Source organism: Brevundimonas sp. GW821-FHT12C05, assembly GCF_058807475.1.
The window spans coordinates 75604-87960 of the sequence record NZ_JBXAQS010000001.1 but is presented as its reverse complement, the minus strand read 5'-3'; the positions used below and the strand labels follow the sequence as shown (position 1 = coordinate 87960).

Below are 12357 nucleotides of genomic sequence, written 5' to 3'. Positions count from 1 at the left end.
GGAGGCAAGGACCGACGGTCGAGGCGGAGAAAGAGGGAGCTCCCCGCAGCGTACCGGATCGGGGGAAATCAGCGCCGCGTGGCGGCGGACGAACCGGCCTGGGCGCGTACAAGGCGGCGCGTGCGGCTACGGCGCCACTCTTCGAGGACCGCAACCCAGCCCCATGCGGGCTCCTTATGCGTGTGGTGTACCTCTTCCATCTCGGCCTCCTCTGGTTGGCGTGGGTGACAGGCGGCAATATCGGCTTGACAGCGGAAGCGGACAAACCAGATTGTGCGCCTCCCACATAAGGTTCACTTATGGCCGACCCCCTTTCCGGCATTCCCCTGGCCTCGATCCGCGTGTTCGAGGCGGCCGCGCGGCTGAGGAGCTTCACGCGCGCCGCCGAGGAGCTGGGCATGACCCAGGCGGCGGTCAGCTGGCAGATCAAGGCGTTGGAGGGCCGGCTGGGTCAGAGCCTGTTCCGCCGCCTGCCGCGCGAGGTGCAGCCGACGGAAGCCGGCGAGCGGCTGTCGCGCGCCGCCACCGAGGCCATGAGCCTGCTGCGCCGCGCGATCAGCGACCTGACCGAGGCTGACGAGCACATCCTGTCGATCACCACCCTGGCCACACTGGCGACCCAGTGGCTGGCTCCGCGGCTGGGCGCCTTCCAACTGGCCAATCCGGGGCTGGCGGTGCGGATGGACACCAATCCCGCCCTGCTCGACCTGGCGCGCGAGGGTTTCGATGTCGGGATCCGGTCCGGACACGGCGACTGGCCGGGCATGGAAAGCCAGCTGCTGATGCCCAGCGTCTTCACCCCCGTGTGCAGCCCCGCGATGGCGCAGAAGCTGAACCTGACAAATCCGTGCGACCTGCTGGATGCGCCCCGGATCGGGATGGAGAAGGAATGGGCCGCCTGGTTCGCGGCGGCGGGACTGGACGACGGCGTGCGCCCGGCGACCCGGCTGACCGCCGACTACCAGGTGCTGGAGGTCGCGGCGGCGCTGGGCGGACAGGGCGTGGCCCTGGCCTCGCCGATCCTGTTCGCGCGCGAGATCGAGACCGGGATCCTGGTCCGCCCCTTCGAGGAGATGGTGGCCTTCCACACCGGCTATTATCTGGTCTGGCCCGAGGGGCGGCGGCGCTCGCCCAAGATCAAGCGCTTCCGCGACTGGATCATGGCCCAGGCCGACACCGACCCGGCGGTCGCCGCGGCCCGCTTCGGGCACGAGGCGCGCACCGCCAGGAAGGTCGCCGCCCCCCGGCCCTGAGGGATCAGCTCCGGATCAGCCCTTCCAGCACGGCCAGCGGGACCGAACCGTTGACCAGCACCTTGTCGTGGAAGGCGCGCAGGTCGAAGCCGGGCTTGGCCGCCTCCTCCGCGCGCAGGCGGGCGATGACGGTGTGGCCGATCTTGTAGGCGCAGGCCTGTCCCGGCATCGAGGCGTAGCGGTTGATCTCGCTGTTGGCCGCGCCGACCGGCTTGGCGCCCGAGGCGACCATGTAGTCGACGGCCTGTTCGCGGCTCCAGCCCTTGGCGTGCATGCCCGTGTCGACCACCAGGCGGACGGCGCGGAACAGGTAGGACATCAGGAAGCCGACCCGGCCCAGCGGGTCTTGGGCGTAGACGTCCAGATCGTCGGCCGCGACCGCCTCGGCGTACAGGGCCCAGCCCTCGTTATAGGCCGAGAAGCCGTTGGCGCGGCGGTACTGGGGCAGGCTCTCGGTCTCGCGCTGCAGGGCGACCTGCAGGTGATGGCCCGGCGACGCCTCGTGATAGGTCAGGGTCGGCAGCGAGAATTTCGGCCAGTTCTTCGTCTCGCGCAGGTTGATGTAGTAGGCGCCCGGCCGCGAGCCGTCGAGCGGCGGCCCCTGATAGTAGCCGCCCGGCGCGCCCGCCTCGATCGCCGGGGGCACGCGGCGGACCTCCACGGCGGCGCGGGGCAGGCGTCCGAAGACGCGCGGCAGAAGCGGCTGCAGCGCCTGCACCTGCCGGTTCAGGGACGCGATCAGCGCCACCTTGTCCGCGTCGGTCTCGCCCCACAGCTGGGCCGGGTCCTTGTTCAGGGCGTCGATGCGCTGGCCGACGGTCCCCTGGGTCAAGCCCTGGGCTTTCAGAATGGCGTCGATGCTCGCGCTGATCTCGGCCACCTGTTCCAGGCCGATGGCGTGGATCTGGTCGGCGGTCAGGGTCGTCGTGGTCCAGTGCTTCAGGGCGTGGGCGTAGAAGGCCTCGCCCTCGGGCAGGCGGCGAGTTACGCCGGCGTCGTGCACGGCGGCGGGGCGCAGGGCCTCGAAGGCCGAGATCTGGCGCGCCAGGGCGGGCTTGACCTCGGTCTCGACCAGGCGGGCGGCGCGGTCGCCGTAGCCGCTGAGGCCCAGGGCCGACGCCTTGCGCTCCAGCGAGCGGACCATGGCCATGTCGGGCGCCGCCTGCCCCGCCAGCGCGCGCAGCTGGCCGGTGGTCAGGTCGATGATGAAGTCGGGCGGAACGACGCCCTTGCCCGCGTCGGCGCGGATCCGCTGCGTCTCCGCATCCACCGAGGGGGCGAATGCAGACAGGCGCGACAGGAAGGCGTCGGCGCCGGCCGCATCTTCGACCCGGTGTTGGCTGTCCAAGAAGTCCGGCACGGTGAAGTAGGCGCCGGTCAGCTGGTTGACGACATAGGGGCCCATCCGCCCGCCGCCCATGGTCGAGCCGTAGTCGAAGCCCGCGCCGGTGGCGGCCGTCTCGGTCCGGAAGGCGGCGACGGCGTGGTTGACCTTGCCCGCCTCGGACAGGCCGTCGGTCCCGCCGAAGGCGCGGAACACGCGCCAGCGCTCCACCGCCTGCGCCCGCTCCTCCCGCCAGGCGCCCTCGCTCTGGTCGCTGAGCTTCGAGGCCAGTCCCGCCCGCGCGCCGCGGTCGAGGCCCAGGTTGGTGGCGCTCTCGGGCGACTCGTCGATGTCCTGGTCGAACCAGCCCTGAAGCAGGGCGTCCAGTTCGGCGTCGGCGTCACGCGGCGCGGCGATGGCGACGCCGGAGGCGGCGAGGCCGGCTCCGGCGGCCGCGGTCACGAGCAGGCGGCGGCGGTCGATCATCTGGCGTTCCTCAGCCCCGACGGCTGGCGACCCAGTCGCCGATCACCCGTTCCAGCACCGTCAGCGGCACCCCGCCGGCGTCCAGGCCGGTGTCGTGGAAGCCCTTGATGTCGAAGCGGGAGCCGAGCGTGGCCTTCGCCTCCTCGCGCAGGCGCACCCAGGTGGTGTGACCCACCTTGTAGCTGGAGGCCTGGCCCGGCCAGACGGCGTAGCGTTCGACCTCGGTGGTGATCGAGCTTTCCTGGTCGCCCAGGGTCTCGACCATGTAGCGGATGCCCTGCTCGCGGCTCCAGCGCTTGTAGTGCAGGCCCGAATCCACGACGAGGCGCGCCGCGCGGAACATCAGGGACTGGATGGAGCCGATCCGGCCCCACGGGTCGTTCTCGTACATGCCGATCTCGTCGGCCAACTGCTCGGCGTACAGGCCCCAGCCTTCGGTATAGGCCGAGAAGCCCAGCACCTTGAGCATCAGCGGCGTCTCGGTCTTCTCCTGCTGCAGGGCGATCTGGAAGTGATGGCCCGGCACCGCCTCGTGATAGGTCAGGGTCGGCAGGGTGAATTTCGGCCACTCGGACGTGTCGCGCAGGTTGATGTAGTAGGCGCCCGGTCGCGAACCATCCAGCGACGGCGGCTGATAGTAGCCGCCCGGCGCGCCGGCCTCGATCTCCTTGGGCACGCGGCGGATGTCGCAGGCCGCGTTGGGCAGGCGGCCGAAATACTCGGGCATCCGCGCCATGACCGTCGACATCTGCGCGTTCAGATCCGCCAGCAGCTGTTCCTTGGCGGCGTCGGTGTTGGGATAGACCTGGCCCGGCACATGCGAGGCGATCGAGGCGATGCGCTCGCCGACGGTGCCCTGGGTCAGGCCTTGCGCCCGCAGCAGGACGTCGGCCCGCGCGCTCAGCTCGGCCACCTGCTGCAGACCCATGTCGTGGATCTCCTGCCCGGTCAGGGAGGAGGTCGTGTAGAATTTCAGTCCGTAGTTGTAATAGGCGTCGCCGTCCGGCAGGCGCCAGCAACCGGCGTCGTGCGTGGCCGTCGGCAGGCCGGCGGCGAGGGTGTCGCGCTGGCGCGCGAGGGCGGGCAGGACCGTACCGTTCACGATGGCCAGGGCGCGCTCGCCCCAAGCGCCCGGCAGGCCCTTCTCGGCCGCGCGGCGGGCCACGGAGGTGACCAGCGTCAGGCCGGCCGGATCGGCGCCGAGGATCGACTGCATCTGGCCTGTGGCGCGCTGGATGACGAAGTCGGGCGGCACGGCGCCGGCCGCGAACTCGGCCTTCACCCGCTCGGTCTCCTGATCGAAGACGGTGGCCAGCGCCGACAGACGCGACAGATAGGCCTCGGCGTCCTCGGCGGTTTCGATGGAGTGCTGGCTGTCGAGGAAGTCCGGAACGCTCTGATAGGCGCCGCCCAGCTGGCTGATCGTATAGGGCGACGGGAACAGGCCGCCGCCATAGGGGAAGTCGTAGCCCTGGACGGCCGTCTCGCCGAAGAACTGGACCGTGTCGTGATAGACCTTGAAGCGCGGCGACAGGGCCTCGCGGTCGATCCCCTTCAGGGCGGTCATGGAGGCCAGGAACTGGGTCTTGTCCACCGCCTGCTTGGCCAGCGAGCGGTCGTCCAGCTGGGACTTCATGGCCGCGCCGGGCCCCTTGTCCATCCCCAGCATGGTCAGCAGCTCCGGAGAGCTGAGCAGGTGGTCGCGGGTGATCCCGTCCATCACCGTCGTCAGGGCCGCATCGGCGCCGTTGGCCTCCCGGGCGAAGACCGCGCCGCCCGTGGTGGCGGCCAGACCGGCGCCCGCAGCGGTGGTCAGAAGGAAACGGCGACGATCAAGCATGACGAACTCCCATGGTCATGAATATGCGTATCCCCGGCACTGAACGCTGCCTGACCCTCGCTGGCAAGCCTGCGTTCGCGACGGCTCAGGGCTGGGCGGGCGCCGCCGTATCCTGTCCCAGCCATGCGGCGCGGAAAGCCAGCTGCGCCGGGGTGGCCGCGCCGCCCATCGTCTCGATGCGCGCCAGTTCGAAGGCGGGATCGGCCGCCAGCCGCAGCTGGGCGGTGCGCTCGGCGCCGCGCTGGATGTAGGTGATCGCGACCGTATCGCCGGGCTTCAAGGCCTTCAGGGCGTCGTCCCAGTTCGCCTGGCTGTCGATGGTCGTATCGCCGAGGCGGACGATCTCGTCGCCGCCGTCCAGCCCGGCCAGGTACAGCGGGGTGTTCGGCGCCGTGGCCCCGGCCAGCCGCACGACCGCGTCGGCGATCTGCAGCCGCGCCGGACCGGCCCAGGCGCCGGTCGGATTGCGCGGCTTCATGACCACGCCCGCCTGAGCCAGCAGGGGCGCGAGGTCGGGCATTTCGCTGCGCTGGACGCTGGCGTCGAAGAAGGCCTGGGCGAAGGCCGGATCGCCGGTCACCTCGGCCAGGCCGGCGCGCAGGTCGTCGGGCGTGTAGGCCTTCTCGGTCCGGCCGTGGGTGCGCCACATCTGGCGCATGTAGTCGTCCAGCGTCAGCCCGTCGAACCGCTGGCGCAGGGTCAGGTCCAGCGTCAGGGCCAGGGCGGCGCCGTACGTATAGTACGAGGTGAAGATGTTCGGGTTGGTCGGGTCGATGGAGGCGGCGGCGTCCACGAACGGCGCCCGCAGGCTCATCTCCTGCGGCGAGCCGTAGCCGCGGGCCGGGGTGTTGACGATGACGTTCGCCTGCCCGCCGACCTCGGCCAGGAAGCGGTCGACGGTCGATAGACCCGCGCGGCGGATGGCCAGGGGGCCGTAGTAGTTGGTGAAGCCCTCGGCGAACCACAGGGACGGGGTGGCGTTGGCGCGGGTGAAGTCGAAGGGCTCCAGCTCGGCGGGACGCAGGCGCTCGACATTCCACGCATGGAAGAACTCGTGGCTCAGGGTGCCGATCTGGCCGTAGTCGGCGTCGGCCAGCGAGCGCGAGCCGCTGATGACGGTGGAGTTGCGGTGCTCCATGCCGTCGCCGCTGACCTGCGGCATGTAGTCGGCCAGGAAGGTGTAGGCGCCGAAGTCGAAGTCGGGAACGTCGCCGAAGATGGCGATCTGCTGATCGACGATCCGGCGGGCCCTGGCGGCGAAGATGTCGGCCTGCTCGGCCGTGCCGGGATGGTGGATGGCGATGCGGATGGTGCGGGGCGTGCCCGCGTCGTCGACCTGCCACTCACGGACCATATGATCGCTGAGCTCGGTCGGGCTGTCCATCAGGTACTGCAGGTTCGGCGCGGTGAAGACGTCGGGCCGGGCGGTCGGGGCCAGCTGGGTGGCGATGCGCCAAGTGGGGTTCGGCGAATGGAAGGTCAGCTCCACCGGGCGGTCGTCGAAGCCCCGCGCCCACATCAGGGTCGCGGGCATGTTCAGGTGGGCATGGGCGGCGTCGATCTGGGCGTAGGTGCCGTCGGCCCGGTCGCCGTAGAGGGTGTAGGTGACGCTGACCGTCCCGTCGTGCCCGCCGACGGTCCAGCCGTAAGGATCGGTGCGCTGGACGGTCAGGGGACGGCCCGCGCCGTCCGTCGCCGTGACCGAATAGACGTTCTTGGCGAACTCATGCAGCGCATAGCGGCCGGGCGAGGAGCGGGACATCTCGAACCGCACCGGTGCGCGGCCGACATCGCGATAGGTGACGGTGATCCGCGCCTCGTGGTGGACCGCGTTCTCGAAGCTGAGATCGTAGCGCACCGGGGGCGCTGTCTGGGCCCGGACCGGAGCGGCGGCGAGGCCGAGCGAGAGGGCCGCGAGACCGGCGATGGCGAGCTTCATACGGATTCCCCTGCGACTAACGGCGCGGACCGTGGCGCGGGTCGGAACGGCTGACAAGTGAACGATAGTTCAGCCGGCGTGGAGCTCCTGCTTCACCCGTTCCGCCAGGGTCTTGATGTCCAGCGGCTTGGGCAGGAAGGAGACGCCGACCTCGTCCTGCAGCAGGTCGGAGAAGTCGCTCTCGGCATAGCCGGAGATGAACATGACCGGCGCATCGCCGAGGAAGGGACGCGCCTTCTTCAGCAGGGACGGACCGTCCAGGCCCGGCATGATGACGTCGGAGATCATCATGTCGATCTGGCCTGCCCATTCCTCTGCCAGTTCCAGCGCCTGTTCGCCGTCCTCGGCCTCGATGACCTCATAGCCGCGCTGGCGCAGCAGGCGGGCGGCGATGCCGCGCACGGCGGCCTCGTCCTCGACGAACAGGATGCGGCCGGCGCCCGAGAGGTCGCGCGGGGTCTTCACCTTGATCTCGACCTGCGGCACCTCGGCCAGCTCGGCCTCGGCGGCCTCGGGCAGGAAGATGCGGAAGGCGGCGCCCGCCCCCTCCAGGTTGACGACCTTGATGTGGCCGCCGGCCTGCTCGACGATGCCGTAGACGGTGGCCAGCCCCATGCCGGTGCCTTCGTTCACCGCCTTGGTGGTGAAGAAGGGCTCGAAGATCTTGTCGAGGAGTTCCGGCGGCACGCCCGGGCCCGTGTCGGACACCTCGATCAGCGCCACGGCCTCGGTCTCGGCGGCGGCCCAGCCCATCTGGCGGGCCTCGTCGCGGCTGAGGCGGCGGGTCTTGATGGTGACCACGCCCGCGCCCGGCTCGACCACGCCGCGCATGGCGTCGCGGGCGTTGACGGCCAGGTTCATGACCGCGGTCTCGAGCTGGCTCTTGTCGGCCAGGACCACCGGCAGGTCGCGGCCATAGTCGGTCTCCAGCCGCACGTCCTCACGCAGCAGGCGGCGCAGCAGGACGGCGAACTCGCCGACCAGTTCGCCCAGATCGAGGCGTTCGCGGCGGACCGTCGACTTGCGCGAGAAGGCCAGCAGCTTGCGCACCAGGTCGGCGGCGCGGATGCCCGTCTGGCGGATCTGGTTCAGGCCGTCATAGGAAGGATCGCCGACGGGATGGCGCTCCAGCAGCTCGGACAGCTGCATCTGGATGGCGGTCAGCAGGTTGTTGAAGTCGTGCGCCACGCCGCCGGCCAGCTGGCCCACGGCCTGCATCTTCTGGGCCTGCGACAGCTGCAGCTCCATCGACTTCTGGGCCGAGACGTCGAACAGCCAGACGCGGCATTTGCCGTTCTCGGGCGCGACATAGAGGTGGAGCATCCGGTCGGGGTGGGCGCGGGCGACCAGCTCGATCGGGCCGGACGAACCCGCGGTCAGCTTGGCCTTGGCCTCGATCACGCCGGTGGGCTCGAACAGGTGGCCGAAGGCGGCGTCGCGGGCCGCGGCCGGACCCGTCAGCAGGGCGAGGGCGGCGTTGGCCTCCTCGACCTTGCCGGCGAACAGATCCTCGGCCTGGAGCAAGGCCGAGCCGAACGGCGCGCCGGCGGCCATGGCGCGACCGCCGGGACCATTGGCGGCCGCGACGGGACGATCCGTGGCCGGGGCGGAGACGGGCAGGACGGCCTCGGGCGCGGCGCGGATCAGGAACCGCCCCTCCCCCGCCTGGCCGATCAGGACCTCGAGCTCGCGGTCGCCGACCGGCACGATGGCGCGGCCCTGCTCCCCGGCGCGGGCCTGGGCGAAGGCCATGTAGAGGGCGGAGGCGGACTTGCCGCCGGAGCGGGCGGGCGGCAGGGCGGCGGTGGCGCCCCCGGCCTCGGCCCAGGCGCCGTTGAAGGCCAGCACCTGGCCGGTGGCCCAGACCAGGGCGGCGGGCTCGGCCATGGCGTCAAGCAGTTCGACGGTGGCGTCGCCGGTCGGCTTCTTCGCCTCGCCCCGGGCGTAGGTGAACAGGCCGATCAGGGCCACGGCGCCGACGGTGAAGATCAGCATCAGGCCCGGCGCGCTCATCGGATCGGCGCGGAAGGCCGGATAGGCCAGGGCGCCGACCGCCACCACGAAGCCGAGCGCCATCACGATCAGCAGCGGATCGATGGAGCGGCGGGCGGCGGTCGTCGTCATGGCGTCTCGGCCCGAATCAAAAACGGGTGAAGGCGTGATGATGGGCCGTATGCCCCTGAGGCGCGAATCCGGGCGAAAAACACAGTGCGAAGAGTGCGAACAGTGCGGATGGAAACACCGTCCGATGCGTCCGATGCGTCCGGGTTCGCGACGGGTCGCCCAAACGAAAACCGGCTACCCCGCGGATCGCAGGATAGCCGGTCGTTCCGTCAGGATTGGACGTGGAGGCTTACGCCGCCTTCAGAACCTCGCCGCGGGCTTCGCGGGCGGCGTTGATGCGGGCTTCGGCGATGGCGTCGGCGATCTCGTGGGTCGGACGCTTTTCGGCGGCCGAGCGTTCGAGGACTTCGTCCAGGGTGTCCATCAGGCGCGAGAGCTTGGTCTCGACCCAGGCCGCGTCATAGGCGCCGCCGGTCTGGCGGGCGCGCAGTTCCGAGGCGACATTGATGATGCCGCCGCCGTTGACGACGTAGTCGGGGGCGTAGAGCACGCCGCGCTCGAACAGCTTGTGGCCGATGTCGGGGGTGGCCAGCTGGTTGTTGGCGGCGCCGACCACGGCCTTGGCGGTGATGCGGTCCAGCGTCTGGGGGTTCAGCGTCGCGCCCAGAGCGCACGGGGCGTAGATGTCGGCCTTGACGTCATAGATGGCGTCCGGGGCGACGATCTCGGCGCCGGTGCGGGCGGCGACTTCGGCCAGCAGGGCGGTGTTGACGTCGGTCATGACCAGCTTGGCGCCGGCGGCGTGCAGCTTGTCCGCCAGATAGCCGCCGACGTGGCCGATGCCCTGCAGGGCGACGGTCAGGCCGGTCAGGTCGTCCTGCTTCCACAGGCGGCGGGCGACGGTCAGGGTCGAGCGGAACACGCCCTCGGCGGTGACCGGCGACGGGTCGCCCGACGCTTCCGGACCGTCGGACAGGCCCAGCACATATTCAGTGGTCTTGCGCGCTTCGGCGATGTCGGAGACCGACACGCCGACGTCCTCGGCGGCGTAGTAGCGGCCGCCCAGGGTGTCGACGGCGCGGCCGAAGGCGCGGAACAGCTCGGGCGACTTCTGGGTGCGGCTGTCGCCGATGATGACCGACTTGCCGCCGCCCATTTCCAGGTCCGCGACGGCGTTCTTGTAGCTCATGCCCCGCGACAGGCGCAGCACGTCTTCCAGCGCTTCGGCCGAGGAGGCGTAGTTCCACATGCGCGTTCCGCCGACGGCGGGACCCCGCGCGGTTGAGTGAACAGCGATAATAGCGCGCAGGCCGGTCTTTTCGTCAAAGACAGCGTGGACGCCTTCATGGTTCGCGAACGACGGTGAATCGAACAGGGTCATGCCCATAAGCGCTACTCCCAAGGTATTTTTATTGCGCGGCTGATTACGCGCGTCGGAGTAACACCGCAAGCATGGCGGTTTCGTGATGAGGGTGTGGCGGGGGCTGGCGCGCGAGCCGCGGGCTGCGGTGGCTGAAAGTGATTAGTGGTTAGTCACTTCTCGAGCGCCGGCAGCACCGGTTGGGCGCCGGACGGCAGCGGAGCCGCCGCGTCTCTCAGCCAGGCTTCGACGTCGCGGTACATGGTCTCGGCCTGGAGGTCGCGGTTCAGGATATGCCAGCCGTCCGGGTAGTAGCCCGTACGGAAGCCGGGGCGGTCGCCCGCCCGCTGCAGGGCCAGGCGCATGGCCGGCTTCTGGATCACATTGTCATGGGCGCCGTAGAGCAGAAGGGTCGGGGCGCGGATCGACCCGAGCCGGAGAGAGGCGCTCTCCATCAGGTCGACGAGGCCGTACAGCGCATCGAACCGGGTGGAGATGATGCTGTTGGGGTCGCGGCCGTTCCGATAGAGCTCGACCATATTGTCGGAGGCCGGATGGGCCTTGATGGCCCACTCGGGCGCATCGACCGAGTAGGGGCCCATGGCGCGGGCCGCCAATTGCAGGCCGGCGGAGTTGATCGGGCCCTGCGCGCTCCAGCCCCAGACCCCGGGCGCCAGCAGGATGACGCGGTCGGCGGCGGGCGGACGGTCCGAGCCGAAGGCGGCGACGGTCACCGAGCCGCCCATGCTTTCGCCCGCCACGGCGATGATCGCGCGCGGATGGCGGGCGCGGGCCAGGGCCACGGCGGTGCGCAGGTCCTCGGTCATGCGCGCCTCGCCGGCCCAGACGCCGCGGCCGGGCGCCTCGCCGAAGCCGCGCTGATCGACGGCCCAGGTCTCGATGCCATGCTCGGCCCAGTATGGCCCCGCCAGGCGGAAGGAGGCGCGGCTGTCGTTCATGCCGTGCAGGGCGACGATGACGGCCCAGGGCTCGCCCGTCTCCGGCGTCCAGCGGGCCAACGGCAGGCGCGCGCCGTCGTCCATCAGCAGGGTCGAGGTCTCCAGCGCCGGACCGGTGAAACCCGGCGGCGGGGTCAGCACCGGCTGGATCGCCGGCGTCGCGCAGGCGGCGAGCGCGAGGGACAGGAACAGGGCCGCGAGTGTCCGGGTCATGCGGAGAGAATGCCCCGAACCCGTTCGCGCAGATAGGGGACCACCTCGGCCTCGAACCAGGGGTTCCTCCTCAGCCACGCCGTGTTTCGCCACGAGGGATGGGGCATGGGCAGGATCGAGGGGGCGTAGTCGCGCCACGCCCGGACGGTCTCGGTCATATTGGCCTTGGCCCGGTCGCCGAGCGCCCAGGCCTGGGCATAGCCGCCGACCAGAAGGGTCAGCTCGACCTTAGGCAATTCAGCCAGCAGCCGGGACCGCCACAGCTCGGCGCATTTCCTCGGCGGGGGATAGTCGCCGCCCTTCGGAGCCGTGCCGGGATAGCAGAAGGCCTGCGCCGCCACGCCGAAGCGGGGTTCGGCGTAGAAGGTCTCGTAGTCCACGCCCATCCAGTCGCGCAGGCGATCTCCCGACGGATCGGTGAACGGCAGGCCGCTTTCATGCACGCGGCGGCCCGGCGCCTGGCCGCAGATCAACAGCCGGGTCTCGGGGAAGACGCGGACGACGGGGCGCGGGATGTGCGGCAACTGGCCGAGGCAGGCCCGGCAGGCGCGGATGTCAGCGAGAACGGCCTCAAGGCTCATCCCGTCAGACCTGTCAGTCCTCGTCGTCCTCGACGACCGGCGGGAGCGCGGCCAGGGCGGCGGCGGTCTCTTCCGGAGTCGGCAGACGCAGGCGGATGACGCCCTTGAAGCTGTTCGGATCGACCGCCTTGCCCTTCTTGGTGATGGTCAGCTTGCCCTGACGCATCAGGCCCAAGGCCACGGCCTTCACCTTGGGCAGCATGCGCTGCCACTGCTCGGGCTGCAGCTCCTTGGCCACGTCCGACGGTTCAATGCTTTTTCCGCCGACGCTTTTAGGGTCGGCCTTCGCCAGTTTTTCGAAGATGGCGGTTTCGATGGGGTCGCTCATCGGGCCTATA

9 protein-coding genes are annotated in these 12357 nt (G+C 70.4%); 1 reads left to right on the top strand and 8 read right to left on the bottom strand.

The annotated features are described in order from the left end of the window. Nucleotides 1-299 precede the first annotated feature (299 nt). Complete coding sequence (locus tag AC1RRF_RS00335; RefSeq protein ID WP_492831725.1) at nt 300-1253, top strand: LysR substrate-binding domain-containing protein; 954 nt, start codon at nt 300-302, stop codon at nt 1251-1253. Nucleotides 1254-1257: 4 nt separating this feature from the next. Here AC1RRF_RS00335 and AC1RRF_RS00330 read toward each other — a convergent pair whose 3' ends face one another. The 8 genes from AC1RRF_RS00330 to AC1RRF_RS00295 form a co-directional block, all read right to left on the bottom strand. After that, nucleotides 1258-3063 carry a DUF885 domain-containing protein gene (locus AC1RRF_RS00330; RefSeq protein ID WP_492831723.1) on the bottom strand — a complete coding sequence of 602 codons (1806 nt, stop codon included), beginning with the start codon at nt 3061-3063 and terminating at the stop codon, nt 1258-1260. A 10-nt stretch (nt 3064-3073) separates the two neighbouring features. Further along, nucleotides 3074-4903 (bottom strand): DUF885 domain-containing protein, encoded by a 1830-nt coding sequence (locus AC1RRF_RS00325; protein ID WP_492831721.1) that lies wholly within the window; start codon nt 4901-4903, stop codon nt 3074-3076. An 85-nt stretch (nt 4904-4988) separates the two neighbouring features. Continuing rightward, nucleotides 4989-6842: a M61 family metallopeptidase gene (locus tag AC1RRF_RS00320; protein WP_492831719.1), complete on the bottom strand. Its 1854-nt coding sequence runs from the start codon at nt 6840-6842 to the stop codon at nt 4989-4991. Between the two features lie 69 nt (nt 6843-6911). Beyond that, nucleotides 6912-8966, bottom strand: a complete 2055-nt coding sequence (gene cckA / locus AC1RRF_RS00315; protein WP_492831717.1) for a cell cycle histidine kinase CckA — start codon at nt 8964-8966, stop codon at nt 6912-6914. Between the two features lie 229 nt (nt 8967-9195). Further along, on the bottom strand, nt 9196-10287 hold the full coding sequence (locus tag AC1RRF_RS00310; RefSeq protein WP_492834114.1) for a Glu/Leu/Phe/Val family dehydrogenase: 1092 nt from the start codon (nt 10285-10287) through the stop codon (nt 9196-9198). A 152-nt stretch (nt 10288-10439) separates the two neighbouring features. Further along, a complete protein-coding gene (locus AC1RRF_RS00305; protein ID WP_492831715.1) occupies nt 10440-11438 on the bottom strand; it encodes an alpha/beta fold hydrolase in 999 nt (332 codons plus the stop codon). Continuing rightward, nucleotides 11435-12019 (bottom strand): uracil-DNA glycosylase family protein, encoded by a 585-nt coding sequence (locus tag AC1RRF_RS00300; RefSeq protein ID WP_492831713.1) that lies wholly within the window; start codon nt 12017-12019, stop codon nt 11435-11437. The genes AC1RRF_RS00305 and AC1RRF_RS00300 overlap by 4 nt, the downstream gene beginning before the upstream one ends. Before the next feature lie 13 nt (nt 12020-12032). Next, complete coding sequence (locus tag AC1RRF_RS00295) at nt 12033-12347, bottom strand: DUF3253 domain-containing protein (protein WP_492831711.1); 315 nt, start codon at nt 12345-12347, stop codon at nt 12033-12035. Nucleotides 12348-12357: the final 10 nt, after the last annotated feature.

Excerpts from the sequence above, each read along its gene's own strand:
- AC1RRF_RS00335 (WP_492831725.1), top strand. The coding sequence starts at position 300 with ATGGCCGACCCCCTTTCCGGCATTCCCCTGGCCTCGATCCGCGTGTTC.
- AC1RRF_RS00330 (WP_492831723.1), bottom strand. The coding sequence starts at position 3,063 with ATGATCGACCGCCGCCGCCTGCTCGTGACCGCGGCCGCCGGAGCCGGC.
- AC1RRF_RS00325 (WP_492831721.1), bottom strand. The coding sequence starts at position 4,903 with ATGCTTGATCGTCGCCGTTTCCTTCTGACCACCGCTGCGGGCGCCGGT.
- AC1RRF_RS00320 (WP_492831719.1), bottom strand. The coding sequence starts at position 6,842 with ATGAAGCTCGCCATCGCCGGTCTCGCGGCCCTCTCGCTCGGCCTCGCC.
- cckA (WP_492831717.1), bottom strand. The coding sequence starts at position 8,966 with ATGACGACGACCGCCGCCCGCCGCTCCATCGATCCGCTGCTGATCGTG.
- AC1RRF_RS00310 (WP_492834114.1), bottom strand. The coding sequence starts at position 10,287 with ATGACCCTGTTCGATTCACCGTCGTTCGCGAACCATGAAGGCGTCCAC.
- AC1RRF_RS00305 (WP_492831715.1), bottom strand. The coding sequence starts at position 11,438 with ATGACCCGGACACTCGCGGCCCTGTTCCTGTCCCTCGCGCTCGCCGCC.
- AC1RRF_RS00300 (WP_492831713.1), bottom strand. The coding sequence starts at position 12,019 with ATGAGCCTTGAGGCCGTTCTCGCTGACATCCGCGCCTGCCGGGCCTGC.
- AC1RRF_RS00295 (WP_492831711.1), bottom strand. The coding sequence starts at position 12,347 with ATGAGCGACCCCATCGAAACCGCCATCTTCGAAAAACTGGCGAAGGCC.